Raw genomic sequence first — 26896 nt, forward strand, 5'->3', positions numbered from 1 at the left:
CATCTACCCGCTTTCACACGGTCCCGCCCGGCGGGCCACCTCACGCCCCGTTCCTCCAAAGCTGCTGCGACTGGTCGCTGTCGCACGTCGTGACCATCGGGCCCGGGGTGCCGCCGTACGGTGGGGCGGAGATTTCCAGGCAGTGGCCTGTTTCTGTGTTCTCCAGGGTCTGGCCGCCCGATGTCGTCGTGCCTACGCGCCAGTGGACGTAACCCGTGCCGCCGAAGCCGCCGTTGCAGGAGCTCATCTGGGCTGTGTAGTCGTTGACGTTGGGGGCCGAGAGGCAGTTGCCGCTGGCTCGGTTGACCAGCTGGAAGGTGCCGCTGCCCGTGGAGCGGAGTGTCCACGTGTCGGCGTAGCTGGCGCTGCACGAGCCGTATCCCGGGTAGACGTTTCCGTCGCCGGACACGCACTGGTGGGTCTGGCTGTTCTGGAGGCGGGCCGTCGTGCCGGGGGAGAACGTCGCGGTGGAGGACGGGGGGTTGGCGGGGGGTTTGGGGTCGGAGGTCCTTTGGGATGTGTCGGGGGGCTGCTGCTGGCCTCCGGCCGAGCCGCCCGAACCGCTTGAGCTGTTCGAACCGCCTGATCCGCCCGTCCCGGCCGGCTTGCCGCCCGTTGCCGGGGCGCCCGGCTGTTGCTGACCGCCCGGGAGCGTTCCGCCGGTTCCGTTGGGCGCGGGTGTGGAGGACCCGGACGCACCCGGGGACGGTGACGTCGACGCGGACGGAGTCGGCTTGCCCTGGGGGATCGGCGTGGACGGTACGGATCCCGGCGGGGACGCCGCCGTGCTCGGGCTGTCCTTGCCCCACGGGGAGTACACGTTCGGCAGGACCGTGACCGCCGTGACCGTTCCGGCGACCACCACGACCGGCAGTACCGCCACCATGATCCGCGTACGGCGTGGACGCGCCTCACGGGCGGCGGTCCCGGCCTCCCTCGGCGTGACCGTCACCGGCTCCGGGGACGCCTGGACGGGGACGGGAGCCAGGCGCGTCGCCGCCAGGACCGCCTCCGGCGCCGGCACCGACGCCGCGAACGCCGTCCGATCGGCTATTCGGGCCGCCACCGTCGGGGGCCACGGACCGGCGGCAGCGGCGGTACGCGTGCTCGTCAGGGCCAGCAGATCCGTCGCCGACGGACGGGCCGACGGGTCCTTGGCCAGGCACGTCAGCAGGACGTCCGCCAGCTCCGCGTCCACGTCCCGTACCGCGTCCAGGTCCGGTTCCTCGTGCACGATCCGATACAGGAGGTCCAGACCGCTGCCCTCGCCGAACGGTGCGAGCCCCGTCGCCGCGTGCCCGAGCAGGCAGCCCAGGGAGAAGATGTCGGACGCGCCGGTCAACTGCTTGGCGCCGGATGCGCGTTCGGGGGCCATGAAGCCCGGCGTGCCGATGACCATGCCGGTCTGGGTCAGCTTGCTCTGGTCGGCGGCCCGCGCGATCCCGAAGTCGATCAGGTTGAGGCCGTCCGTGGTCAGCATGACGTTGGACGGCTTGAGGTCGCGGTGCACCATGTCGAGCGCGTGCACCGCCTCCAGGCAGCGCGCCATCTCCCGCAGCAGCGCCCACAGCGAGGCGGGGGGCAGCGGACCGCCGTGCAGTTCCATCGCCTCGGCGAGGGTGATCCCGGGTACGTACTCGGTCGCGAACCACGGCGGCCGGGCCGTACGGTCCGTCGCGAGCAGCCGCGCGCTGACCCCGCCCGGCAGCTTGGCCAGATTGTCGAGCTCCTGCCCGAAGTGCCGCAGGAAACTGGGGTCCTCGGCCACGATCGGCAGGACCTGCTTCACGGCGGCGTAGTGCCCGGGCGCGATCCCGAGGTAGACCCGGCCCATCCCGCCGGACCCCAGCACACCCGCGAGCGGGAACGCACCGATCTGGCGGGGGTCTTCGGGGGAGAGGGGCGTGGCCCCGCTGCCGCTCAGGTCGAGGGAGGGGGCCGCGGGCTCCACCGGGTCGGCCTTCGGCAGCAACCGCAGCGTCGACGTCGACGGCTGCGCGTCGGCCACTTCCGGGTGGCCCTCGTCCCGTTTCCTGCCCCCGCGCCACAGCTTCACAGCCCGCTCCCCCGTAACAACTGCCCCGTGTCGAGCCCCGTACGACGTCGTACGAACTCGCCCTCAGCGCAGGAGAGTTGCGGCGATGCGGTACCAGGTGAGCGTCATGATGCCTGGTTCTAGAACAATATTCTAGTTACGTAGGGGGCAGCCGGAAAGGGAGGTGTAAGGGAGGTGTTCACTCGCCCGCGAGCCGGTGGTCCCTCCGGCGGCGCCGGATCGACGCCGCGTACGTCACCAGCGACACCACGATGACCGAGATCGTGATGCCGAGGACCAGCTGGTCCGTGTCCGCGACCCGGGTGATGGCGTACGCGATGCCCGCGAGCACCACGCAGACCCCGAACCCCTTGAGGGAGTTCATTGCTCTCGTTCTCCTTGGATCATTTCCAGGCGTTCATTTCCACGCGGATACGCGCGTCACGTACGACTTGACGATGGACGACACGAGCCAATAGGTGCGCACGACCGTGTACACCAGCTCGGGGATCAGCAGGGCCTCGACGACCATCGCCTTCCAGCCGAGGTTGCGTACCCGCAGCGCGGGATACACGATCCAGAAGCCGAACAGCATCAGGATCACCGGCTGTTGCGTGAAGCCGTGCTTCGCGGCGAGCGCGAGCTGGGTCGAGCCCCAGCCCAGGACGTACGCGGCGCCGATCAGGCCGAGGATCACGGTCGAGATGGAGTGCCAGGTGAACTTCGTCCAGCCGCGCCCGCGCAGCGTGTCCACCGTCCCCCGGCTCCACCGCTCGCGCTGCTGGATCAGCTCGCGCAGCGTGGGCATGAGGTCGGTGTAGGCGATGCACAGCTGGTTGGCCGTGACCTTCCAGCCCGATTCCTTGAGCGCCAGCGTGGTCTCGTAGTCCTCGACGAGGTTGCTGTGGTCCTCCCAGAAGACCTCGCCGCGCCAGTCGAGCAGGCTCTGCAGGGCCTCGCCCCGGTAGAACGAACCGGCCCCGGACATGGTGTGGACGTCCCGGCGGTAGCGGGCGTTGGCGGCCCGGCCGTACTCGATGATCTGCATGCCGAGCAGATAGCGCTGCCAGGGGTTGCGCCACAGGTCGGTGCGGCCGAGGCAGGCCGCGCTGACGCCGCCGAGCTCGGGGTCGGAGGCGATGACGTTGCGGGCGCGCTCGATGAACTTCGGGTGCAGCTCGGTGTCGGCGTCCATGACCAGGACGTGCCGCACGTTGTTGGTCAGCCGCCCACCGACGGCCTCCCTGAGCCAGCGCAGACCGTAGTTGAGCGCGCCCGCCTTCTTGTGCGGGTTGTCGTCGAGGGTGAGGACGACCGTCGGCGGCGTGTGCGGGTCGTCGGCGAACTCGCGCGCGAAGTCCTCAGTGCGGTCGGTCGAGTTGTTGACCACCACGATGATGAGGTCGGGGCGGCGGCTCTGGGAAGCGAGCGACCTCAGCGACGTGAATACGCCGACTTCCTCATTACGGGCCGGTACGAGGACCACGGTCTCGTAATGCGCGGTGCCGCCGACCTCGTCGGGGTAAACGCGGCCTCTGCGGTGTCGGCTGCGCGGCGTCTCGGTCTGGACGGACGCTGTGGAGGACGTCTTGCCCTTGCGTCGACGACCGCGTGACGCGCGTGACGCGCGCGTGGATTCCCCGCGCGTCTCGCCGTGCGCATCGCGCGCAAGAGTGCCCGACAAGGCCGTCCCCCCGGTTCACACAACTGATCAACAACTGGTCGAGCAACGAGAAATCAAAAGCACGGGTTCCGCATATTGTGCGGATCCCGTGAAACCCCCGGGAGAAGGTACCCCACGCTCGCGCGGGTCTCGGATCGAGTTCTCTTTGTTCAACATTCCTTCGTAAATGCCGTGCCGGAGATTTGGTGTCCAAACGGCACGGCAAACCGGGGCAAGATCGGGCACTCCGGGTCACCGGGAACGTAAAGCGGTGACCAAGAACACTTTTGGAGCGGGTAATTCCGGATGGCGCGATCTCGCCCCTCCTAACCCCGAACCCCGCCCGTACCCCATACGTGCACTCCGCCCGGCCGTGGCTACCATGGCGCGGAATACGAACAGCCGTGAATGCGGCGTGAAGGGCGTGTAACCGGCACCGCCTCTCGCAACTCTCCAAGGAGCCCCCGTTGAGCCGACCCCGCCGCAATTCCCGCAATCGCGGGTCGACCGTGCTCATAGCGCTGCTCGCCGTACTCGCGGTCGTCGGAGGTGGCATCGCCGCGTATTCCCAGTGGGGGTCCGGTGGCGACTCGGATTCCGGTTCCTCGGAACTCACGGTCCGCTACCGGACCGAGGGCCCGGCCGCGTCCGTAACTGCCAAGCCGTGGCTGGAAATCATCAACAATTCCGGTAAGACGGTGGCTCTGAGCGATGTGACGGTTCGCTACTACTTCACGGCGGAGGACGGTTCCGCGTACGGCGCCAATTGCGTTCAGACGAGCGTCGGTTGCTCGAATACGACGCAGAAGATCGGTGCGACCAGCGGTGGTTCCTCCGGTGCCGACCACTACCTCCAGCTCGGCTTCGGGGCGGGCGCCGGCAGCCTGAAGCCCGGCGGGACCAGCGAGGCGATCGGGCTCCAGCTCTTCCGCCTCGACCACAAGCAGCTGAACCAGGCCAACGACCGCTCGTTCAATGCCGAGTTGACGCATTACGCTCCGTCGAAGCGGGTGACGGCGTACGTGCGCGGGACGCTGGCGTGGGGCGAGGAGCCGACCGGTACGGCGCAGGAGTCACCGGCCCAGGCCCAAGCTGCCGCACCCCCCACCGGCCTCATTTTCGACAACTTCCGCTACAGCGGCGCCGATGACCCGGCCCTCGCCTCCAACGGCTGGCAGGTGCGTACGGGCGAGGGTGGCCCGGGCATCAAGGGCACCTGGTCGGCCGACGGCGTCGGCTTCCCGGCCGAGGAGGGCGCCCAGGGCGGCCAGGCGATGCGGCTGAGGGTCGCCACGGATGGTACGAAGGAAGGCACCAAGCAGTCCGAGGTCCTGCGCACCAAGCCCGACGTCTTCACGGGGACGATCGCCGCCCGCGTCTACTTCAGCGACAAGCCGACCAGCGGCCGCAACGGCGACCACATGATCGAGTCCTTCTTCGGCATCTCGCCCACCGACAAGTCGGACAAGTACAGCGAGCTCGACTACGAGTACATGCCGAACGGCGCCTGGGGCGCGCCGGGCCCCCGGCTCGACACCACGAGCTGGCGCAGCGGCCTGAAGGGAGACAGGGTCACCCGCTCCCAGAAGAAGCGCCTCCAGGGCTGGCACACCATGATGATCACCGCGATGAACGGCACGGTCACGTACTCCGTGGACGGCCACAAGCAGTTCAGCCACAGCGGCAAGTACTTCCCGCGCGAGGCGATGAGCGTCCACTTCAGCGCCTGGCTGGTCGACCTCCCCTTCAAGGGCCCCCGCACCTGGGATATGCGCGTCAACTGGCTCTACTACCAGGCGGGCCGAGCCGTCCCCCTGACGGACGTCCAGAAGACGGTGGACGGGTTCTATGCGGCGGGTACCAACCAGGTGAACACGTTGCCTAAGCCGGGGGCCTGATCCGCCGGGGGTTGCGGCAAGGCACCGGGACGTCGTCCGCCCGAGGTCCGACCAGTCTGACCGTCATGGCCGCCGACGACTTCGTCCCCGCCTATCAACTCCCCGCCACCTGAGAGCTCGGAAGGCCGCAGCTCACTCGTCGTCGAGGCGTTCGAGCAGCCGCTCGTTGATGTCGGCGGCCCATTCCTGAGCCCACCGCCGCAGCTCGCCGGTGTCACCCTCGCTGAGCCCGTACGCGGCGAACTCGGTGTCGTCGATCCAGTCCGCGCCGGTCAGCCGGGCCTGGAGGTCAGTGAGGTCGAAGGTGTCACGAGCGTGCCGACGGCCGAGTTCCTCAAGCTCCGCACGGCTCCAGCGGTCTGCTGCTGCCCGTACGTCGATGAGGTCGCGGGCAAGTCCCCGGTCGGCCAGCGCTCGTACCTTGGTGCCGACCACGTCTTCCAGGGAGAGCGCCAAGCCGTATGCCGTCTCCACGGGCGGGCGCCAGAGCACCTCCTTGAGGACGTCGACCTCGCATTCCTCGCCGCTGCCGGGGTCGGTGACGATCAGCCGGGCGGAGAGCGGGTCGGTCTCCAGCGCCCGGACGTCCCAGCCCCGTTGCTCCAACCCGGCCCGTACGGTCGCCGCGATCTTCTCCATGGGGACCGGGTTCTCAGTTGCGACGTCGAGGTCTTGGCTGAGGCGGTCGACGAGGCCGTGGGCCTGGACGGCGTAGCCGCCGGTGAGCGCGAGAGGGTAGGCGCCGCCCACGGCGAGTACGTCCGCCAGCAGTCGGCGGTGCAGACCGGACAGGTTCATGCGACGGCCCGTGCCCCCGGCCTCAGTTCCGTGAACGCGGCTTCCCACACATCGCGGATGTCGCGACTGATGAGGGTGCGCAGAACCGGCCACATGCCGATGAGGAGGTCCCGGCTGAGGTGCTCGACCAGGTCCGCGTGCAGACCCTCGGCCAGCACGATCCGGTAGCAGCTCATCCTCAGCCGGGGCTGGTCGAGGTCGAACTCCGTCAGCCCGGACCAGGCGAGGTGGAGGGGGAGGGAGACAATGCCGTGCTGCGGGCCCGCCAGCTCCGCGAGCCCGGCGGGCAGCCGCCGGGCGTACCTGGCACGGCGGAGGTCGGAGACGCTGGGCGGTGTTGCCATGGGTCGATTATGGCGGGGAAGGAAGAGAACCGCGGGCCGTTGCCGTCGGCCCTGTCCGGGCAGCAAAAAGGCCCCGGTCGATGACCAGGGCCTCATGTGTGGAGCGAGTGACGGGAATCGAACCCGCGCTCTGAGCTTGGGAATCAACGGGTTCTGTGGGGCCGATGTGTTGCCTGACCTGCGAAATCGGAGCTCCGATAGCCACCTGGGGCGGACTGGGTTGCACCGTTGTTGACCGGGGTTTTCCGGTCTGGAGGGCACGGTTGGGGCACGCGATGGCCGAGGCGGTCTGGAGAGGTGCGATGGCCTCTCGGATCCGATCCGTGGCGTGCCCGCACTCGTGTGATGGGAGAGTCAGGTTGCGGCAGCAAGGGCGCTCGCGAACGGGCCGTTTCCCCTCGCGGCATAGTCCGATCCTGCCACGCTGTTCGTCGTGACATACGTCGTGAGCGTGGAAACCCACATCCCGGAGGGTGCTCCGGATATGGACCCCCTGCAACGCGCAGGCGCGGTGGCGATCCTTGAATCCGGGCTCGACTCGGTGGAGGGCATCGAAGGCCCGGACGGGATGGAGGCCGACCTTCACGAGACGATCGTGGCCGTCTATCCGGGCGGGGCGCTACTCAAGATCTTCGTGGACGCCCCGGCGCTGGAGTTCGCCGAGGAGGCGGTGCGTTCGGTGGTGGGGGAGCTGCTGGAGCGCTCCGAGCTGCTGGCCGAGTGGACGGTCGACAGGTGTGAGGTTCAGCTCCACCCGGACCTGACTCAGGAGAGCCTCGCCGCCGCCGACGGCCCGGACGCTCCGCCCGATGACCCGGTCAGCCGCAAGGCCCGCCACGCTGCACAGGCTGCAGCCGGGAGTGGCGGGGACGACTATGACGCGGCCGCAGATGCTGCGGATACACGCGACCGAATGCTGGCCATGGCGGCTGAGCTGCGCTCCTTTTCGCCCGTCATGTTCGGCGTGCTCGATGACGAGGACGAAGAAGGCGGAGAGGGGGACGAGCACGACTTCGGTGCCTTGCCGGAGGATGCCAAGCTCGCGGCCGGCGCCTTGGTGTACGGAATGCACGTGTTGGTGGACGAACTCTTCCAGGACGTGCAGACGCTGAGCCGTGAGCGCACCAACGTCGCCGAATGCGATCGGCCGTTCTGGCTGCTGGAAGAGTTGCCCGAGCGCTACGCCCTCCAGTACGACGCCCATTTCGCGCGCCGCTTCCTGGTGACTGCGATTGCCCTGACGACTCGCTTCACCAACGGCAGTTTCGTGCAGCTCAGTTGTGTTGCGGAGGAGCTGGCCCTCCGGCTCCTGCTGCGCGAGGCGGAGGTCTGCCTGGACGTGGTTGGTCTCCTTGATCCCGGAGTGTCGGACGCGCTCGAATCGTTCGCCGCGAACGTCTATGAGGACATGGACCACGAGTGGCTGTACGACGACTCGATGGACGGGATCGACGAGAGCCCCGTCGGGAAGGCCCTCGGCATCGCGCCCATGTCGATTGGCTCGTGGTTCACGCCGTTCAACGAAGGCCGCTACGTCCATCCGTACGCAGAGGACGAGCCGAAGAAGGCGGCGTCGTAAGGCGAGTGCTGCGTGGTAGGCGCCGCAGGGAGGGCAGAAGGGGCGCTCGCTCTGCCAGCCCTAAGGCGCGTCACTCACTGCTCGCGGGCGAGCCTCAGTGGCACGCGCCGTGTTGCAGAAGACCGGTGGCTACTTGGGGCGCCGCCGCGGCGGCACGGGGCCGGGAATCACGTCGAGGTCCATGTGCTCCTTGAAGAGGTGCACCAGGTTCGCGCCGTCGAGGAGTTCGAGGCGACCGTGCTCGTTGGCGAACGCCTCGCTGGCCCGCCCGAACCAGGAGGTCGTGACGAGGATGCCCTTGGCGGCCCGCTTGTGCTCCACGACGCCGGCGAGCGCGGACACGCTCTCGAACGGGACCACCTTGGCAGAGCGCTTCGCCTGAATGATGCACAGGCCCCTCATAACGGGATCGGTGTTCATGGCGACGGCGTCCACGCCCTCGTCCTTGGACGGCTGAGTGTTCACGCTCTCCAGGCCGATCGCCTCGAAGAGCTGACGCACCAGGTGCTCGAATTCCGTCGGAGTCAGATCGGTGAGCACGGGACGGCTGTCGAGACCAGCTACGACGTCCATGCTGTCCATGAGCCGGAACTTGCTCAGGTCGAACGTCACGAGTGGGCGGACGGGCTCTAGTTCGTACGGATTCGGAGAGACCAACGAACGGAGCCGCTTCAGGCAGGCTCGCGGGTCGACTTGGGTCAGGACGAGTTGATCGAACTCGTCACGGTCCGTCTGCAGGGTGATCAGGCAGGGGTGGACCTCTCGGCCGGTCGCCCGGTCGATGGTCGCGACGTGGCAGTTCAGCGCGATCGACCGCACCACGTCCTCGGTGTCGGCGGCGAAGAGCTCGTGCACGGTCCGCAGCGCGGTCTGGGCCAGCACAGAGGCGTAGAGGTCCTTGCGTTCCTTGTCCGGTCGCGGCACGGCAGTGATCTCGTCGCGGGACTTCACATAGCGATACGAGCGGGCCGCGGGGACGACGTCCTCCAGAGGCAGGTCGATCTCGACGAGTAGGTCGCCCGTGTCGGCCTGGTACGACACCTTGTGGACTTTGGGGAACCCGTGCGGGTACTCCGCGGCGGCCAGTGCCTGATCAACGAACCACTCGACCGCCTCGACTTCCCGGTCTCGGTAGGCGCCACGACGTTCCTCGACCTGGGCGTTCCACGCTTCGACCCGGGCAGCCTCCTGCCGGTTCTCCTTGTCGTGCTCGGCACGTGCTCCGTTCAGTTTCTCCACGCGTGCCTTCTCGTCGCGTGCGTGCTTCCGAAGCGCCTTGTCGAAACGCTTGCGGGCGGCCTCGACGTCCGCGTCGTAGTTCTTGCGCCCAAAGCCGAGGGCACCGAGCAGCCCGCGCGGCGGTACCGGCTCGTACTCCTCCCACCGGGGTGGGGGTGCGGCTTTGGAACGTCCCTTGGGCGGGACGAAGACAGCAGGGACGAACTCCTGCTTGAGGCGGTCGAACGTCAGGGTGCTGCCGTAGAGAACGGCCGTAGACAGCAGCGTTGAAAGCTGCTCGGCGTCGTTCTCGACCACGTACGTGAGGTCCACGGCCTCCTGTGCCCACGCTGATTCATAGGCGAGCTTCTGCTCGCGGGCTTGGCGTTTGGCTTCGGCTTCCGCCGCCTTGCGCGCCTTCTCTTGTTCCCTTGCCTGCCGCGCGAGCTCCCTGGCGTAGGGATCGTTCGCGCCCGCACCGCTCCTGCTTGCCACCGAGCCCCCCGGTCAGCGCGTGATCTTCTGCCCAACCTAGGCAGTATCGCGCACCTTCACCGTGTCGTCAGCAGCTGCTCTGCGGCACGAGATGCACGGACCGGATGTACTAGCACCGTTCCACGGGGACGGCACTCAGGGTGCTGTGCTACGAACCGTCGAGCCTTAAGCAGTGGAGAAGGCCGGGACGTCGGATCTCCCAGAGCGGTCTCCCGCTGTGTCGGGCTGAGCGCTCAGACGGGCCATGAGCCCGCCTGGCTTGCGAAGAGAGCAACAGCACTGGGAATTCCAGCTGCCCGACCGCATGTTCGACTCCGCGTAGTCATCACTGGGGGAGGACCGTGACCGATCTGAACGTGTTCCGTGTCGCGGAGGGGCGTGCAACTGAGCTGCGAGGTCAGCACGTGCCCGTGGAACGCGAACTGCAAAGCCTGATCGAGCGGAACATGGAAGTGATGCTCGGTGTGCGGCTCCTGGCGTCCGAGTTCTCCACGGGGGACCGCCATGGCGGGCGGATCGATTCATTCGGTCTGGACGAGAGCGGCTCGCCCGTGATCGTTGAGTACAAGAGGGCCCGCGACCAGAACGTCATGAACCAGGCGTTGTTCTACCTGGACTGGCTGCTCGACCATCGTGGCGACTTCCACCTTCTGGTCGACGATGTGCTGGGGACGGAGTCCGCGGCATCGATCGACTGGATCGTCCTCGGACGATCTGTATCGCCGGCGACTTCACGCGGTACGACGCCCATGCGGTGCGGACGCTGGGACCCTCCATGGACCTGGTGCGCTACCGGTTGTACGGCGACGACCTGCTCGCCCTGGAACTCGTAGAGTCGTCTGCCGGCCGTGCCCGATCCTTCGGCCGCGGGGGACGGCGGCACCTTGCACCGGATTCCGCGGCATCCGACGTTGAGCGAGTGGACGAGCCGGTTGACCACCTTGCTGGAGCTTCGCCCTTCATGCGCGAGGTGTTCTCCGAACCTGGACGAAGCTCTGCACAGCCTCGGGGACGTGCAGAGAGTGTCGATGCGGACCTGCCTGGTCTACCGAGCCCTGCGCGGTTTCGCCTGGGTGCGGGTGCAGAAGGAGGCGCTCGTTGTCACCCTGCGAGTGGACCCCGACAACGTCGAACTGCGGGCAGGCTTCACCAGGGATCTTCGCGACTTGGGACACAACGGAGGCGGCGACCTAGAGGTGCGCATTCGTACGGCGGCTGATGTCATCTCCGCGATGGAACTGTTCCAGGCCAGCTTTGAAGTCGCGTAGCCCAGGGTTTGGACCCACGACCTCTTCGTCCCGAATGAAGATCACGCACGGGCCTCAGCTGCGCGATCGACGTTTGCGCAGGTCAGGGGAGTGGTTTCCGTTGGTCTGGGATGGCTTCCGCGGGTCTCTGGGAGAAGATCTTCTCCCAGATTTCTCCCACGGGCGTCAGGGTGCCTCGGTGCTGGTGCCTGGTACTTGACATTGCGTCGGTGAATTTGCTCCTTGCTTCGGGTGTGTGGATCGAAGCCGAACCTGTGCCACCTGCTTTAGGAGCGGGATCGAATCCCTGATCGAGGGTGTTGGATCATGCCGGGTGGTGCTGTCCTCGCAGGTCAGCACCACCCGGCATGATCGCCAGTCCTGCCTCTGGCGGCTCATGCTCCACCGTCCGCTCACGCATCGCTCACGCAATTCCGTTCGTCTGACCAGCGAGTTTTCCGTCGGTGCAGTGATGTCTTGTCCGGTGTCCCGCCCGCATGTAGGTCCATCCGGCCTTAAGCTGCCGACCTCCTTGTCCCGAATCGGGTCGAGGCGAGATCAGTGCCTGGGGCGTCTGGTGTTCTGCTTGTTGCGCCTCAAGCTCGCTTCGGGCAGTGGCTCTCACCGTCGCTCACCGCGTATGTCGAGACCTCTGCCGACTGCACCGACATCACGGGGTCAGGTCCGCCACGCTCCTGGGCGCGCACTGGGTCCCACAGGTATAGGACATCGCCGTCCGTGCTGAAGGCGAGCAGCGGACGATCGGTCGGGAGCGGTCCGTTGTGCACAGAGAGTTTGCCTTCGAGTGGCTGTACGCACATCCGCTTGCCCTGGATTCCGAAGTAAGGTTCCGGGGCGGTCGCGTTCACCACATCACGGGCGGCGCGGTGGGCTGCTTCGGAGGTTCGGTTCATGAACGCAGCTCCACCAGCGACGACGAGCATGGCGGCAGTGCATGCGGACACGACGCTCACAATGCTCTTCTCCCAAGCCCAGTGGAAGTGGCGCGCCCAGCCGTAGAGGGCCAGAGACGGCAGCAGCAGCCCTATGCAGCCGAGCGTAGGGAGCAGTGCGGATGCACCGGTCCAATAGACGGGGGTTGAGACCGAGTCAGCGGGGATTCCGAATGCATCCTCCACATACAAGAACTGCAGGAATGAGCCGACGAACGGCAGGGCCCACGGCAAGGGCAGGACGATCACGGTGAGTAGGGCGGCGGCGTGCCTGCTGATCCAGGTCTGGCGAATGGCGAACCAGCATCCCCGGGGTACAAACCACAGCAGAGCCAGACAGGTGCATGTGAGCAGAATGCTTCTGACCTGTGCGGCGACCCCGTAGGGGTTCTGTTGGTGCCAGATGTATCCGGGCATCGCGCTGCCGACGAAGAGCAGGGTCCCAGCTGCCCAGCGCAAGAGCCATGGGCGACGCGCATTACTCGTGTACCAGCTACCGACGTACCACGCGGCGACGGCGAGCGGTGCGAACATGGCCAGCTGGCCGAGCAGGGATCGGTCGTATGCAAGCCAGCCGTAGAACATGAGCAGGAATCCCAGGGCAAGGCGGCATGCTACCCCTCGGCGGCCGTGCCACCAGGGATTCCTACCTTCCTCCACCTCATTGGCCTTGGGCCCCATGCTCTTTCTCACTCCATGGCATGACTCGTCGAACTCGAAACCTCCGAGCCGTTGTTGCCCGAGCCGCTCCAAAACCTCCGCTTCATCAACGGATGGAGCGACGCCGATGGTGCACTGCTCGTCGGCGAGTCCTGACTGGCTGCGCAGCGAGGCCAACCAGCCGAGGCCCCGCCTGCTTTGCCAGCCAGACTTTCGAAAGACCCGCCAGGTCACCAACGGCTCGGACACCTGAGTGCGGACGAGGGAACCTCCCACGATGGTCACAGGCACGTGCTTGCCCACAACCTCCAGCAGCCGCTTGCGGGCGCCGGTTTCGGCACCCCTGCGCGAACCGGGAAGTCGGACCTCTACGACGTACGCGGCTTGGTTCTCCGGCCGCCCGGTATCTTCCTGTTCGCTGGCCGGTCGGATCGCCCAACCTTGCTGTTCGCACAACCCCTTGGCGAGCAGCTGATCGCGCTCGCGCTTCGGAGTCCGAAAGATCAGATCCACCCGTTCGTCGAACTCGGTAACTGGTACGGGGACTTCGAGGCCGCCGACACCTGCATCGATCTGTGACGCGCCGGATCGGACCTCGTCCCCCACCCTGCGTGGACTGGGCACCCCTACCCCTGTCCCTGTTCTCCGTTCACCATTCGAGGATGTGAGACGACGAATGAGCAACGTGCCGAAGAGTATTGCCACGGATTTCCCCTTGCTGTCAGCGTCATGCCAGCGAATGGGATGGGCGCTCATCGAGCCGTGACCGTCCCATGACCCAAGTGCGATCACGGTCGCACGGAGCACTGACAATCCCGCCCGAAGCTAAGGACCGCGAGAAATGGGGGACCGCCTGGGTGGAGACCGAACGTGTCTTCACCAAGGAGAACGGCGAGATGCTTCATCCCGCCAATGTCACGCGGCAGTTCATCGAGGTGTACGAGGAGATCGGCCTTCCGCCGGTCCGGCTTCACGATCTCCACCACGGCGCCGCGACGCTGGCCCGCGCCGGCGGGGCCGACCTGAAGGCCATCCAGGAGATGCTCGGCCACTCCTCGATCACCATCACGGCCGACACGTACACGAGCCTGTTCCCCGAGGCGGACTTGGCGATCGCCGAGGCCGCAGCCCGACTCGTGCCGCGCACCCGCGCTCCCTCCGAGAACACCGCTCTCAAGGTGGACCCCGAGTCCGATGGCTCGGAGGATTCCGGCGCGGAGTCTGTGCCGATTAGACCCCTCCCTGGGGAAACCCCAGGTCAGAGCGGTAGCGCGTTGTGCCCCGGGGCGGTTCACTTCGGCGGCGCTCATCCAGCCTGGGAAGGGGTCAGGAGACGATTTGGGCGAGAGTGCCGGTCAGGGCGGCCGCAAGGGTGAGTGCGGCAGCGAATGTGGTGGCGGCCCGCATGAAGGCAGCGGGATAAGTGGCGCCATCCAGCCGGGCGAGCAAGCCTGCAGCGGCGGCAGCCAGTAGGGCGAACATGACGACCAGCGCAGTGGCGAGGAGGACAACGACAAGGCGAGTCACGGCAGGCTCCTTGTAGAGGTGAGGCGTTGACGTGACGAAGGTCGCGGAAACGATGTTCGCCGGGGCCCGCCTGGACAATGATGAACACCAGCGAACGCATCGAGCCGGGACGGGACGAATGCACGACGAACGTAGCGAGCTGGCGGCGCTCATCGAGCTGCGCAAGAAGCTCGCCGACGGCCTGGCTCGTGCCGGGCTGAACAAGACTCAGCTCGCCGCCCGAGCAGAACTGGGCCGCACCACCGTGCAGGAGGCGTTCCAAGCGGGCAAGCCTGCCCCATCGGCCGAGACGGTTGTCGCGCTGGCCCGTGTGCTGCGTCTGCCAGACCAGCAACTGCTAGATCTGCGTCGCGTTGCCGCCCGAGAGATCGGCCTTGCCCTGGGAAGAGACCCTGGCTTGGGCAAGCCGATCGCGGAGTGGGACCCTCACGACTTGGAGGTCCACCCCGCTGGGGTCGGTTCTGGGGCCGTGCCACAGCGGGTGCTGCCCGGCTACGTCCCGCGTGGCCATGACCGGATCCTCACCGACGCGGCGTTGGAGGCTGTGCAGGGCAACAGCCAGCTGCTGGTCCTGATCGGCACGTCCTCCACCGGCAAGACAAGAGCCTGCTGGGAGGGCATTCAGCCGCTCGCGCCCCGAGGTTGGCGGCTGTGGCACCCATTCGACCCGACCCGAGCCGATGCCGCCCTTGACGACCTCGAACATGTCGGGCCTCGCACGGTTGTCTGGCTCAACGAAGCCCAGCACTACCTCGGCAACCCCCAGCTCGGCGAGCGGATCGCGGCCGCCGTCCATACCCTCCTCACCCATCCCAAGCGCCGACCGGTCCTCGTTCTGGGCACCCTCTGGCCCGAGTACGCCGACCAGTACACAGCCTTGCCCTCCGCTGGCTCCCCGGATCCACACAGTCGGGTCCGAGAGTTACTCGCTGGACGTACCCTCGCCATTCCCGACGCCTTCGGTCAGGACGCACTGCGGACCGCGGCTGTACTAGCGCAGGACGGCGACCAGTTGCTCGCTGACGCTCTCACTCGAGCGCACGTTCATGGACACATCACCCAGGACCTTGCTGGTGCCCCCGAACTGTTACGCCGCTACGAGCACAGCACGCCAACCGTCAAGGCCGTACTGCAGGCGGCTATGGACGCACGCCGACTTGGCGTGGGCCTTCACCTTCCGCAATCCTTCCTCACCGATGCCGCGATCGACTACTTCAGCGACCGGGACTACGACGAACTCACAGACGACTGGGCAGAGGCGGCCTTCGCCGATCTCGCCCGCCCCGTGCACGGCAAGCAGGCACCGTTGCGCCGCACCGGAGCCCGGCCAAAGCGCCGCCCGCCCGGCGGCCCGGCACCCGCACCCACGCCTTTCTCAGTGACGGGGCCAGTGTTTCGGCTTGCCGACTACCTCGAACAGCACGGCCGCACCACTCGGTTGAGACTGTGCCCACCCGCATCGTTCTGGGCCGCCGCCCACGCCCACCTCAGTCGCCCCGACGACCTCGGCAATCTTGCGATAGCCGCTGGACAAAAGCACCGCCTGCAATGGGCGCACCACCTCCGGCTCCGCGCTGCCGACGCAGGCCACCCCTACTGCCTCAACTACCTGGCCCGGAGTCGGGAGACGGCTGGGGACACGGAAGGCGCTGAAACCCTCTATCAGCGAGCCGCAGACGCTGGCGACCCCAGCGGTCTGACTGACCTGGCGGAGCAACGGAGAGAGGCGGGGGATCCGGAGGGTGCTGAAGCGCTCTATCGGCGGGCTGCCGACGCTGGTGACGCAGACGCCTTGTTCATCGTGGCGAGCCTTCGGAAGGCAGCCGGAGACCGTGAGGGTGCCGAAGCCTTTTACGAGCGAGCCGTAGACGCTGGCCGGCCTGACGCCCTTGTCGACCTAGTGGAGCTGAAGGAGGAGACCGGGGATTGGGAGGGTGTCAGGGCGCTCTACAAACGGGCCGCCGACAATGGCGATACCTACGCCATTGCCCGTTTGGCAGAGATGAGGGCGGAGGCCGGGGACCAGGAAGGTGCCGAATCCCTCTACCGGCAGGTCGCCGATGCCGGGGACACCGATGCCCTGATCTTCCTGGCCGAGCTAAAAGAGGAAGATGGAGACGTCGACGGCGCTGAAGCCCTCTATCAACGGGCCGCCGAAGTTGGCGACGCCAGTGCCTTAGTTTACCTAGCCCAGATGAAGGAGGAGGCCGAGGACTGGGAGAGTGTCAACGCCCTCTACCTACGGGCCGCCGATGCCGGCGACACTGGTGCCCTGACCTACTTCGCCCAGATGAGGGAGGAACATGGAGACCTCGATGGCGCCCAAACTCTCTACCAGCAGGTTGCCGACACCGGTGATACCTACGCCGTGGTCCACTTGGCCCAGCTGAAGGAGAAAGCCGGAGACCGTGAGGGTGCCGAGACCCTCTACCAGCAGGCTGCTACCAACCCAGGCGCACTGACAATCCTGGCGCGGACTTGGGAGCAGGCCGGGGACTGGGAGGGCGCCAAAGCTGTCTACCAGCGAGCCGCAGACGCGGGCCACGCTGGCGCCTTGGTCCGCCTGGCAGAGCTGCGAGAGCGGGCCGGGGACCAGAAGGGCGCCGAGACCTTCTACCAGCAGGCCGCCTCTACCGGAGACCCCGATACCCTGATCGGCCTAGCACGGATGCGAGACGAGGCAGGAGACCGGGTGGGTGCTGAGACCTTCTACCGGCAAGCCGCCGACACCGGTGAACTCCCCGATGACGAGGCCAAGATGAGGTGGCCGTACGGACTAGACCCGGACGGCTCGCCTTCGCCCCCTTGGTCGTGACCTACGACCACGACCACACGTCGAAAGCCTCAGCAATCCGTGTCGGGTAGCCGTAACCGAGGAGCCATGAGGGACCGGAGCCGGGACCAGGGCTGCCTGTTGTCTGGCAGCTGAGTGCCCGAACGCGTGCCGACTCTGCGATGGCGGAGTGGAACGCGTACTTCACCGCCGGTGTCCCATACGAGGCCCTCGTCGATCTCCTCGCCGCGATCGGCACCCGTGAGGCGCCCGATGCCGGCTTTGAAGGACCCGAGAAGGTCCTCAAGGCGCTCACCGCCCAGGGCTGGATCCGAGACGTGGACCGGCCCCACACCACCGTCACGGACCCCGGCTTCTCTGCCAGCGTTTCCCTGGAGGTGCTGTCGTCGCTCGTCCAGGACGCCGACCCACGCCCTGGCCTGGTGGGCTGGCAGGCATGGGCGGAACCTGTTTTCGGTGCTCCGTATCAGTGGTGCGCGAGCTTCAGTGCCAGCGTCCCCCACGCCCTGGTCGCCGCGTTCGCCTCCTCGCTCGCCTCAACGGTCCCGGTGTCCCGCCGCACCCTGCCCGAGTGCGCCGGGGGGCGGCTCCGCATTGTCCGTCGCAGCTGACAGCCGAGACCTGAAGCGGCTTGTGCTGCTCGTCGCTGCTTTCCCTGAGTGGCCCGCTACCTGTATCCGCCAGATGACAGAGAAGGAGTCTCTGCGTGTTCCGACGACGTGCTCGCGCCGACCGTGAGTTCCGTGAAGCCCAGCGTGAGGCGCTCGCGATGCTGCAGAGGCTTGCGCAAGAGCCGCTGCCGTTCGACACCATCCCGGTCGAAGAACCGGCGTCAGCAGGATCGAACCCGGAGGCGGCGGTGGGGCCCGACTTCCTGCCGCCGGAGTTCCGGGCACCGTCCCGCCAGGACGTTGCCGGGTTCATGATGCGCTGGATGCAGCCGCTCGTTGTCGACGGCGACGTTCGTACATGCCCGCAATGTGGCGCGTATCGGGACTGGATCGTCTTCTGCATGCGCGACGACTCGGTGTGGCTGCGCTGCGGGTCTGGTCACGAGACGAAGGAACCCGGACTGGACGCGGCTTGGTACAACCGCCACTCGGGTCCGGTCGACCAGTGGCATCCCACCGTTGAGGACGGACTACGCCACCTCGGCCGCTGAAGCCCGAAAACCCAACCCCTACATGCCGCTGGCCGCAGGGTCGGCCCAGTCGGACGTCGGGAAGCCTCGGGATCCTGTGCCCTGCCGGTCACCAGTCGCCACCTGGCTTGGGGGCACCTCATGATGATCACCGTCAAGACTCGTTCCTTCAGGGAACAAGGCGGCCGTTCCTCCAGGGAACGGACGGCGCGTTCCCTGGAGGAACATCGGGGGCGTCCCTGGTCTCGTTGATGCCCCTCCGGCAAAGGGTTTCGGCGAGCCTCACCGCGCGGGATGAGCCCGCTGGCTGCGCAGCTACCGTCTCAGCCGAATGACAGCGAACGGCTGCTCCCAGGAGGGGAACTCGTCAGAGTCCGGTGACGGGCTGTCCGGTGAGGGCTTGGGCGACCTGCCACAACATGCCGCCCCGTGAAGCCTTCGTGAGCACGACGTCTCCGGGGCGGAGAAGAGAGCCGACGAAGGCCGCGGCGGTCGCGTTGTCGGCGACGATCGCCACGTCTGGTACGCCCGCTGCGCCCGCCGCGAGAGCGAGTTGCTTCGCGAGGTGTCCGCCGACTGCCACGACGAGATCGACGTTGTTCTCGGCGGCCATGCGCCCTACGGCCTTGTGAGCCTCCAAGGCTTCGTCGCCCAGTTCCAGCATTTCCCCGAGCACGGCGATCCTCCGGCCGCCTTCTGCCTCGGTCATGAGGGCGCTCCGTTACGAATGAGAGGGGCGAACGTGATGGCTCGGCCGGTGTAGGAGGGCGTGACCCTGCTCAGGGGGACGCGGTCGTTGGTCTGTCCCCACGAGGAGGGGTCGCGGATGAAGATGGTCGGGTCTACCCCGTCCTCGTAACCGCGCGCGATGACGAGATGGCCACCGGTCCGGCCGTCGTTGGGGAACTGCTCGGTCACCGACATGATCAGCGGGGCCTCTTCGAGTCGGGCGACCAGGCTTTCGGCCGCGACTGGCTCGGCGCGGGCAGGAACTCCGAGGTCGGTTGCCAGGTTGGCGATGCTGGCATGTAGTGCTCCACGTGGGGTCAGCACCTCGTGCTTGAGCGCGAGTTTCAGCAGCTCAGTGACCGATGGTGCTTCATGGCCGTAGGCGAGCAGGATCATTCTCAGCGACGCCAGGCCGCACGCCCGGTTAGACCACTCGGTCCTGTCTCCCAGTGCCCACCCTCCGTGGAGATCCCATTCGGCGGGGGCGATGAGCTGTCGGCACATGGGGACGTCGTGAACGTGCGGCACAGCGGCTGGCTCCTACGGTGAGACGGCAGCCTCCCGTGTCGATGTGGAGCTGCTGAACGCGGGAGTGGGCAGGGGGACATCGTAGGGCGGACGGGTCAGGGCCTCGTGAAGCATCGCCAACACGATGTCTGTGTGCGTGAGCCCGACCATGGCCCCGCCTACGGCGAAGTTGCTGTCACGCGACATGCCCGGCGTCGTGTTCACCTCCAACGTATGCACCTGGCCGGCTTCGGTGAGCATGAAGTCCACCCGCGCTGAACCGCGTAGGCCCATCCCGTCCCACAAGGTCGTCGCGTAGCCAGTGATCTCGGCCAACAGCGCAGGCTTCAGCTCGGGGGCCCTGACCGTCACCGAGCACTTGGAGTCCGCGTCGAGCTTCGTGTCCGCGTCGTAGAAGTCGGCTTCGGTGACCTCGGTGGCCAGTGGCGGAAAGACGAGGACCTCACCGCTGGGCAGTTCCAGCAGTCCTACGGTGAGCGGTACGCCGGGGACGTAGTCCTCGACGAGTACGGGATCACCCGCATCGCGGGCGGCGTCGGCCAAGGCCAGGGGGAGGGCTTCCCGATCCCGGACCAGGCTCATGCCCACGCTGGAGCCGCCGAAGGGCGGTTTGACCATCACGGCCGTCCCGGCCCAATCCGCAGGGCCGCCCGACCACACCCACCAGCCGGGGGTGGGGACACCCAGGTTCTCCATCACGCGCTTGCAGAGAACCTTGTCCGCTGCCACAGCCGACGCCGCGACACCGCTTCCGCAGTACGGCATGCGGATGTAATCCAGGAGTCCTTGCAGGCGCCCGTCCTCGCCGAACGGGCCGTGCAGGTTCGAGAGGACCACGTCGTATCCGGCCAGCTCAGGGATGAACGTCGGCTCGCAGGGGTCCAGGACCTTCCACCGGACACCGATCTCCTCCAGCGCTCCGGAGAGGGCCGTCACGGAGCGCTGCTCGACGGGGCACTTCGAGTGGTAGAGCCGGTCCTCAAGGCTGACGGGTCCGTAGACCAGGGCGACGCCGAGCCCTTGCCGGGCAGGCTGCCATTCGTGGAGCGTGCGGGTGGCCTGCTGCACGGCCTTGCTGGAACTGGCGGTGAGGAAGCGCGTCATGCGAGTACCCCTTCGAAGGTGTGAGTTACGGGGCCGCCGACCCATTGAGTACGTGCCGGCCGGTCGGGGTGGGGGCGTACCGTCAGCGGCTCTCCGGCCTGGTTGCGGACGATGACGGGGCACCGGGCGACCAGCCCGCGCATGGTGGCAATCAGGACGGCCGCCACCGCTCCACTGCCGCACGACAGCGTTTCGGCCTCCACGCCACGTTCGTAGGTGCGGAGCTTCAGCTCCTGCCTGCCAGCGGCCTGCACGAAGTTGACGTTCGTGCCGAGCGGGGCAAGGTCGGCATGGTTGCGAATCTGGCGGCCCACCGTGACGGTGTCGATGGCGTCCACGTCGTCCACGACCGCGACCACGTGCTCGGTGCCGGTGTACGCGCTGTCGAACCAAGTGGGCTTGCCGTTGATGACTGCCTGCACGCGCCGCGGGTGGATGGCTCCTACTTCGGCCGTGACCCACACGGCGTCATCGCCCACGACTGCTTCGTGCGTCACCCCGGCCATGAGGAGGCGCATCTCTTTGAGGCCGTGGTCTTGGCTTGCCGCCCATGCGGTGCAACGCAGGGCGTTCCCGCACATGGTCGCGGTCGAGCCGTCCGCGTTGAAGCACACGACTTCGAGCAAGGCGGGGGCCGTGCTGACCAGCCTGCTGATGACGAGGCCGTCAGCGCCCACGCCAGTCCGTCTGGCGCAGAGGTGCTCGGCCGCCTTCGCCCAGTCGTTGTCCATGTCCGGCGTGGGGTCGGAGAGGAAGACGAAGTCGTTCCCCGCTCCGTGAATCTTGCGAAAGCGCATGGCGAAGCTCCTCGGTCGGGTGAGGTGACGGCTCTTGCGCGCTGGGTAGAAGGGCCAGCGGAATCAGGCGAGTTCGATGGGGCGGTACGTGATCGTCGGCGCCGTCATCAGCCACGGCGCGTGCCCGTCGAAGAGCAGGACCCGCTGGGTCGCGGTGCCGGCCGACCGCATGTCTGCGACCTGTAGGAACAGGCCGTCGCGGCACACGTAGTCGCCGATCTTGACGCCACTCGGGGACCGGAGGACAGCTCTGGTGCCGCGCGGGGCGGGTGGGAGAGCCGGTTCGGCGGAGCGGTGTCGCTCGTACATCAGCCTCTCCATATGGCCAGCAGCAGTGAGCCGCCCACGGCCACGAGGCTGATCACGTAGGCGAGTTGCTCTCCGCGCGGACTCACGCAGCACCGATCAAGTAGTCTTGAACGCGCTCGCGTACGGCGGGAATGCCGATCTCGGCTATGGGCACCCAGGCCGCTGCGCCAGTCTCGATCATGGCCGGGAAGACGGCTTCCGAGTGAGCGCGATAGAGGTAGCGGAAGCCGACTCTGATGCGAGGGCCGTACTCGCGCGGGGCCCTGGTGACGTCGACCAGGAAGGGGCCCTCGCTACCGGGCTCGGTCCATACGTCACGGATGCCGACTTCTTCGGCCAGCAACCGCAAGGCCGCACTGCTCAGCGAGTCGTCCTGGGGCTCGGGCGCCACCTCGGCGAGGGAGTAGCCGCCCCCGTGCCGCAGCGACAGAACCCTGTTGAGCTGGTCGACGACGACCGCGCCCGCCATCACGAGGGGGCAGCGGCCACGGTGAAGACAGGCCCGACGCTTCGCGTGATCGCATGCTGCGTCGTACATGGGCATGAGCGCCATGGCCTCGGCCGGGTGCTCGTGCAAGTAGTGCGCGAGTTCCTTCACGATCTGGTCGCCTCGAACGCTCACGGGGCACCGAGCCCGTTGCGCTGGGTGTAGATCCACAGGAGGCGCCGCGTGAGGTGGACTGCGTCTCGGAGGTAGATGAAGGCGCCGAACGAGGGGGTCTCTGCGGTCGGGCGGCTCGTGTAGTCGACAAGCTTGCGCCCTCGGTGGAGCAGCTCCCGCACATCCTCGTCCTCGGCCGCTCCCAAGTCCTCATCGAGCAGCTGGTTGAGGTGTCCAAGGATCACCGGCGTGGACCCGTCCATGTCCTCGCGGGTGGAGGTGGACATCTGCATGGAGAGGACCAGGTCTATGCTTTCGGAGATCGTCTCAACGTCGACCGGATGAACTTCGGTTTCAGCGAGGTTGGTTGCTCTCGATTCCTTGCCCATACTTGCCACAGTGATCACCGCTTCGCCTCTCCGGAGCACGATTCAATCCGTGCTGCAAAGCTAGGAAAGGCGATGGGCGGGGCTCCATGAGTGTGCCGGAACTTGCCATACGTTCACCCGAGAGATTCGATGGCAGCCGTAATGATTTGCCTTGCTGCCGTGCCGTAGACGGCGAGTTCCTTCAACTCGGCGAACGTCTGGGCATACATGGCAAGTTCGTGATCCTGTACGACGGTGAGATGCGCGGAGACCAGCTCGACGTTCACGGTGTTGTCGTCGTACAGGAAGAATCCCTCGACGGGCCAGAGCGTGCGGTCGACGTCCTGCGGAATGATTCCGATGCTCACCGAGGGCAGCGCCATGACACTGAGCAAGTATCCCAACTGCCCTGCCAGGACTTCCGCTCCGCCAATGCGGTACCGGAGCGCGCTCTCCTCCAAGAGGATGGCGAACGTGTGCTTCCCGTAGACGATGTTCTGCTTCTCCACGCGGACCTTCACGGCCGTCGGCACATCGTCCTTGAGGCCGCGGCGGTCGCGGATGGACATCAGAAGGGCTGTGATGTACGACGCCGTCTGCACCGGGCCAGGGATGAGCCACGGTGAGTAGATGCGAAAGCGCTGGGTGCGTTCCCACAAGGGGAGGACCGACTCCTGGGCCAGCTTGAGCCCGTCGCGTTCCATCCTTCGCCACTCGACGTACATGCCCTCGATTCCACGAGCCGTCGAGATGAGATCTTCGGCTCTGCCTTCCGCCCCGCAGGCGGAGCACCAAGCGCGAAGGTCGCGCTCCGAGGGCGCACGGGTGCCGCTCTCGAAGCGCGAAGCCTTCGACTCGTGCCAGCCACAGCGTCTGGCCAGTTCCCGCTTGCTGATTCCGGCCGTACCCCGGATCTCAGCCAGACGTTTCCCGAGCGCCTTGCGGGCTTCCTGAACGCTCGAAGAGGGAGAGGTCATGTCGTCGCGACAGCGTTGTTCGAACCGTCAGGACAACTCGAACTCTGCGTGTGGCGTTGCCCGTTGCCACACGGCCGCGAAGGCGGCCTCGCAGAGCTTCGCCACCTCTGGGGCTTCCGTGAGTTCCATCTCCATGTTCTCGCCCTCGCCGTCAAAATGATTCAGGAGGACGAGGCTGGAGTCGAACAGCCAGAAGTCATTGCCGGGGAGCGTGATGTCCGTTGCTCGGCGGCGCGAAAGCCAGCGGACGTCTTCCCCCGCGGCGATGTTCAGCCCGTCCGTGACGGCGTGCTCAAAGCGGATGTACTCGCTGACGGGCGTCGACACTATGCGTGCCCTGCGGACCTCGACGCCTCGGGAGGCCGCTTCCGTGACGATCGCGTGCCAGTCCGCCCAGCGCTCGGCTGGGTCGAGGGTCTTGCCGGCCTTCCAGTCGATGAAGGCCGGGTCCGACTTCATGTAGGCATCGCGCATCTCCAGATGGACGGCTGTCCTACGGCAGTCGCGAAACAGATCCTCAAACGTCGGGACCTTCTTCACCCGTCACCTCCAAGAAGAACTGCACCATGGTTCGGGGGATCTCCACCACCGACTCATGACTGGGGAGGTCCATCTGGTCGAGGCGCTCCTTGTCGAGGACGGTGACACCCTGGACGAGATACTTGTTCGTCACATCGTCCAGGTAGATCGTGGGGGAACCCCCACTGGGGCTGTCGGGGTCCTTACCCAGTTTGATCAGGGCCATGATGTCCACCTCCGCTGAAGGCAACGATCGATGTGCCAGATCTTGCCCCTAGCTCCGGCCCAGGACGAGAAACTTGCCAGAACTTGCCAGCTGGGTGGTGCTGATGGGGAGCAGGCTGGCGTGGATCCGCTCTCTGGCGGCCGGATTGGCACGAGTGCGGTCCTGATCAGCGCCGCCATGCGGGCGGCGGCTGCGGCGGAGTCAGTGTCGAAGCGGGCGCGGAGACAGCGGGGCGCTGTGTGGTGCTACGGGCCTGTGCCGCACGTGCGCGGGTGCTGGGCGCCGGCCTTGAGCTGAGGAGTTCCATGCGCCAGATCAGGACTTGTGCGGGGCGGCGGGCGTCGGCCAAGGCACGCTGGTCGACGGCCTGCTGGAGGATCTGCTTCGGATCGTGGCCTGTCTTCTCGGCGTCCGCGAGCAGGGCAGTGAGTGCGTCGAAGGCCGGGTCCTCCAGAACCTGTTCCGCGTGATCGGGCACTGTCTGCCGGATGAGGAGGATGTGCCGCTCCACCACCTGCTGGGGAGGTCGGCGCTGGGCGCGTACGGCCAGCGGTGCGGCTGCTGTCTGCTCGTAGGCGCCTTGGAGGTGGAGCAGGGTCTGGTGAGCGGCGGCCACCTGCTGGTCGTGGCGGCGGAGCTGGTGCCATCGGGCGGCGGCGATGACGACGAGGATCGCAGCGTCCAGGAACATCGCCAGCAAGGCACCGTCCTTGGGAGCGGGCTCGCGGACCATGGCGCGCACGGCGCCGCGCAGGGCGCGGGCGTGCTGATGCTCCGCCTGGATACGGGAGCGGGTGGCTCGCTCGAATGCCTCGGCGGCCTGAAGGAGTTGGGGGCGTACAAGCGGGGGTGCGAGGAGGGGCAGGGCGTCGAGCGCTTCACCGAAGGCTGCGAGGTGGGCCTGGGCGGCTGCGTCGTCGCCATAGCCGAGGTGGTGGGGGATGCGCTCGGTGGCGGCGGTGGCCTGGTGCCAAGGGTTGGTCCTGCGCGGGCCTGGCTGCTGTTCGGTGGCGTCGAGGCGCTTTCGGATCTCGGGAAGGGACAGGTCCGGGGAGAGCTTGGAGCCGGAGTACCAGATGGGCTCCTGCTTGCCGTTGGTGTCGCCCGGGAGGGCGACCGTGTAGCCGCGCACGTCCCCGGAGGGGAAGTGCTTGACGTCGACCAGGATGCCGTCGGTGTGCTGCAGCAGGCTGATGAACTCCTCGGTGCTGGTTGCGGCGGCCACGGCGGTACGCACCGTGGTGCGCAGTCGTTCGCGGGCGGCGCGGGCCTGACCGGCGCGCTTGGCCTTCTCCTGCTCGGCGCGGGTGGGCCGTTTGGCGGCGGTGCGGTCCCCGCGTACGACCTGGTGGAGGCCGTATTCCTTCTCGATGGCGGAGAGTTCGCGGTCGGCGGTGAGGTAGTCGTTCCAGTGGCGCGCTGTGCGCAGATCGGCGCGGACCTTGGTGGCGGCGATGTGGATGTGGTCGGGTGCGTGGCGTACGGCGACCCAGCGGCAGCCGTCCGGGTCACCTTCCGGAGCGATGCCGGTGGCGGCGACGACGCGGCGGGCGATGTCGGCCCACTCCTCGTCGCTGAGGATGCGGTCGCTCTCGGAGGCCCGGATCGAGCAGTGCCACACGTGCTTTTCGGGGGCACGGCCGAGCCGCTCGGCCTGCTTGACGTGCAGGTCGAGGTCAGCGACGAGAGCCCTCTTGGCGGCGTCGAAGTCATCGACGCGGCCGGGGTCAGGGGCGAAGCCATCCCAGGAGGCGACCAGGTGCGGGTCGGTGTGGCCCTTCTTCTTCGTGTCGTACAGGTAGCGGATCAAGTCGGCGGTGTTCTGGCCGCCGGTAATCTTCGCGATCATCGGGCCGCCTTGTGGCTGACGGACTGGTTCGCGGCTGCCGCGATGTGGCGCACAGCCTCACCGACCGCATCCAGGGTCCGGTCGGTCTGGGTCAGGACAGCGGTGTCCCCAGGGTGTGGATGGCCGCCGGAGTTGAGCTTCTTGGCGATCTGGTTGACGTTGTGGCCGATGGCGGCCACCTGCTGGCGCAGGGCGTTGAGTTCGTCGATGTAGTCGTCCAACTGGGTGCGCTGGCCGGGCACGGTGAGGTCGCCGTGGACGTGGGCCAGGGTGACGACGGCGACGTAGTGGGCGCCGCTGACGTTCAGCGACCTGGCCTTGGCGAGGATGGCGGCCTTCTCCCCGACGCTGTAGCGGGCATCGACCCGCTTTTTGCGCTGGCCGTTGGGGTCGGGCTTGCGGCGGCGGGCTACGCGCTGCAGGGCGGCTGCTTCGGCGGCGCGTGGCAGCGGCACGGCAGCGGCGGGATCGTCGGCGGCGGGCTGTTCCCCCTCGGGCACCCCCTGGTGCCCGAGTGCCTCCGCCACCCCCGGGGCG

General features: G+C 67.2%; 27 protein-coding genes. 8 read left to right on the forward strand and 19 right to left on the reverse strand.

What is annotated here, in order from left to right; all coding sequences use genetic code 11:
• Positions 1–40: 40 nt before the first annotated feature.
• The 3 genes from BG418_RS28205 to BG418_RS28215 form a co-directional block, all read right to left on the reverse strand.
• Complete coding sequence (locus tag BG418_RS28205; protein WP_317453783.1) at positions 41–2056, reverse strand: protein kinase domain-containing protein; 2016 nt, start codon at positions 2054–2056, stop codon at positions 41–43.
• A gap of 178 nt (positions 2057–2234) precedes the next feature.
• Positions 2235–2420 carry a hypothetical protein gene (locus tag BG418_RS28210; protein WP_188276815.1) on the reverse strand — a complete coding sequence of 62 codons (186 nt, stop codon included), beginning with the start codon at positions 2418–2420 and terminating at the stop codon, positions 2235–2237.
• Positions 2421–2453: 33 nt separating this feature from the next.
• Positions 2454–3719, reverse strand: coding sequence for a glycosyltransferase family 2 protein (locus BG418_RS28215; protein WP_188276816.1), 1266 nt, complete (start codon positions 3717–3719; stop codon positions 2454–2456).
• Between the two features lie 446 nt (positions 3720–4165).
• On the opposite strand from BG418_RS28215, the gene BG418_RS28220 reads away from it, so the two are divergent.
• The gene (locus BG418_RS28220; RefSeq protein ID WP_188276817.1) at positions 4166–5596 is read left to right on the forward strand and encodes a cellulose binding domain-containing protein; all 1431 of its coding nucleotides are present in this window, start codon (positions 4166–4168) and stop codon (positions 5594–5596) included.
• Between the two features lie 132 nt (positions 5597–5728).
• Here the strand turns inward: BG418_RS28220 and BG418_RS28225 are convergent, their stop codons facing one another.
• Positions 5729–6394 (reverse strand): nucleotidyl transferase AbiEii/AbiGii toxin family protein, encoded by a 666-nt coding sequence (locus BG418_RS28225; RefSeq protein WP_188276818.1) that lies wholly within the window; start codon positions 6392–6394, stop codon positions 5729–5731.
• Positions 6391–6738, reverse strand: a complete 348-nt coding sequence (locus tag BG418_RS28230) for a transcriptional regulator (RefSeq protein ID WP_188276819.1) — start codon at positions 6736–6738, stop codon at positions 6391–6393. Before BG418_RS28230 ends, BG418_RS28225 begins: the two co-directional genes overlap by 4 nt.
• 433 nt (positions 6739–7171) lie before the next feature.
• Between BG418_RS28230 and BG418_RS28235 the strand changes: the two genes are divergently transcribed.
• Positions 7172–8317, forward strand: a complete 1146-nt coding sequence (locus BG418_RS28235; protein ID WP_188276820.1) for a hypothetical protein — start codon at positions 7172–7174, stop codon at positions 8315–8317.
• 129 nt (positions 8318–8446) lie between these two features.
• Here BG418_RS28235 and BG418_RS40945 read toward each other — a convergent pair whose 3' ends face one another.
• Positions 8447–10030, reverse strand: coding sequence for a restriction endonuclease (locus BG418_RS40945; RefSeq protein ID WP_188276821.1), 1584 nt, complete (start codon positions 10028–10030; stop codon positions 8447–8449).
• Between the two features lie 341 nt (positions 10031–10371).
• On the opposite strand from BG418_RS40945, the gene BG418_RS40120 reads away from it, so the two are divergent.
• Positions 10372–10863, forward strand: a complete 492-nt coding sequence (locus tag BG418_RS40120; protein ID WP_223185522.1) for a hypothetical protein — start codon at positions 10372–10374, stop codon at positions 10861–10863.
• Between the two features lie 15 nt (positions 10864–10878).
• Entirely contained in the window at positions 10879–11298 is a 420-nt protein-coding gene (locus tag BG418_RS40125) for a DUF5655 domain-containing protein (protein ID WP_317453784.1), read from the forward strand.
• A gap of 575 nt (positions 11299–11873) precedes the next feature.
• On the opposite strand, the gene BG418_RS28255 is transcribed toward BG418_RS40125, so the two are convergent.
• The gene (locus BG418_RS28255; protein WP_188276822.1) at positions 11874–13496 is read right to left on the reverse strand and encodes a hypothetical protein; all 1623 of its coding nucleotides are present in this window, start codon (positions 13494–13496) and stop codon (positions 11874–11876) included.
• Between the two features lie 251 nt (positions 13497–13747).
• Between BG418_RS28255 and BG418_RS28260 the strand changes: the two genes are divergently transcribed.
• From BG418_RS28260 to BG418_RS40130, 4 genes are all read left to right on the forward strand, one after another.
• Positions 13748–14266: a tyrosine-type recombinase/integrase gene (locus BG418_RS28260; protein ID WP_317453785.1), complete on the forward strand. Its 519-nt coding sequence runs from the start codon at positions 13748–13750 to the stop codon at positions 14264–14266.
• 182 nt (positions 14267–14448) lie between these two features.
• Entirely contained in the window at positions 14449–17232 is a 2784-nt protein-coding gene (locus tag BG418_RS28265; RefSeq protein ID WP_317453786.1) for a tetratricopeptide repeat protein, read from the forward strand.
• Positions 17233–17324: 92 nt separating this feature from the next.
• Complete coding sequence (locus BG418_RS41245; protein WP_223185605.1) at positions 17325–17822, forward strand: DUF317 domain-containing protein; 498 nt, start codon at positions 17325–17327, stop codon at positions 17820–17822.
• 95 nt (positions 17823–17917) lie between these two features.
• Positions 17918–18373, forward strand: a complete 456-nt coding sequence (locus BG418_RS40130) for a hypothetical protein (protein ID WP_317453787.1) — start codon at positions 17918–17920, stop codon at positions 18371–18373.
• Positions 18374–18719: 346 nt separating this feature from the next.
• Here the strand turns inward: BG418_RS40130 and BG418_RS28280 are convergent, their stop codons facing one another.
• The 12 genes from BG418_RS28280 to mobC form a co-directional block, all read right to left on the reverse strand.
• Positions 18720–19061, reverse strand: coding sequence for a glutamate ligase domain-containing protein (locus tag BG418_RS28280; RefSeq protein WP_188276824.1), 342 nt, complete (start codon positions 19059–19061; stop codon positions 18720–18722).
• Positions 19058–19585 (reverse strand): C39 family peptidase, encoded by a 528-nt coding sequence (locus tag BG418_RS28285; RefSeq protein ID WP_188277253.1) that lies wholly within the window; start codon positions 19583–19585, stop codon positions 19058–19060. Before BG418_RS28285 ends, BG418_RS28280 begins: the two co-directional genes overlap by 4 nt.
• Positions 19586–19621: 36 nt before the next feature.
• A complete protein-coding gene (locus tag BG418_RS28290; RefSeq protein WP_188276825.1) occupies positions 19622–20713 on the reverse strand; it encodes an ATP-grasp domain-containing protein in 1092 nt (363 codons plus the stop codon).
• A complete protein-coding gene (gene dapF / locus BG418_RS28295; RefSeq protein WP_188276826.1) occupies positions 20710–21510 on the reverse strand; it encodes a diaminopimelate epimerase in 801 nt (266 codons plus the stop codon). Before dapF ends, BG418_RS28290 begins: the two co-directional genes overlap by 4 nt.
• Positions 21511–21573: 63 nt before the next feature.
• A complete protein-coding gene (locus tag BG418_RS28300; protein WP_188276827.1) occupies positions 21574–21819 on the reverse strand; it encodes a hypothetical protein in 246 nt (81 codons plus the stop codon).
• Between the two features lie 82 nt (positions 21820–21901).
• Complete coding sequence (locus BG418_RS28305; RefSeq protein WP_188276828.1) at positions 21902–22441, reverse strand: NUDIX hydrolase; 540 nt, start codon at positions 22439–22441, stop codon at positions 21902–21904.
• Entirely contained in the window at positions 22438–22707 is a 270-nt protein-coding gene (locus tag BG418_RS28310) for a hypothetical protein (protein ID WP_223185523.1), read from the reverse strand. The genes BG418_RS28305 and BG418_RS28310 overlap by 4 nt, the downstream gene beginning before the upstream one ends.
• Before the next feature lie 215 nt (positions 22708–22922).
• Complete coding sequence (locus tag BG418_RS28315) at positions 22923–23765, reverse strand: helix-turn-helix transcriptional regulator (RefSeq protein ID WP_188276830.1); 843 nt, start codon at positions 23763–23765, stop codon at positions 22923–22925.
• A 27-nt stretch (positions 23766–23792) separates the two neighbouring features.
• The gene (locus BG418_RS28320; RefSeq protein WP_188276831.1) at positions 23793–24305 is read right to left on the reverse strand and encodes a DUF6879 family protein; all 513 of its coding nucleotides are present in this window, start codon (positions 24303–24305) and stop codon (positions 23793–23795) included.
• Positions 24283–24510 (reverse strand): hypothetical protein, encoded by a 228-nt coding sequence (locus BG418_RS28325; protein ID WP_188276832.1) that lies wholly within the window; start codon positions 24508–24510, stop codon positions 24283–24285. Before BG418_RS28325 ends, BG418_RS28320 begins: the two co-directional genes overlap by 23 nt.
• 166 nt (positions 24511–24676) lie before the next feature.
• Positions 24677–26359: a relaxase/mobilization nuclease domain-containing protein gene (locus BG418_RS28330; RefSeq protein ID WP_188276833.1), complete on the reverse strand. Its 1683-nt coding sequence runs from the start codon at positions 26357–26359 to the stop codon at positions 24677–24679.
• Entirely contained in the window at positions 26356–26886 is a 531-nt protein-coding gene (gene mobC / locus BG418_RS28335) for a plasmid mobilization relaxosome protein MobC (RefSeq protein WP_188276834.1), read from the reverse strand. Before mobC ends, BG418_RS28330 begins: the two co-directional genes overlap by 4 nt.
• Between the last annotated feature and the right edge of the window lie 10 nt (positions 26887–26896).

This window comes from Streptomyces sp. CBMA152 (assembly GCF_014596475.1).
GTDB lineage: Bacteria > Actinomycetota > Actinomycetes > Streptomycetales > Streptomycetaceae > Streptomyces.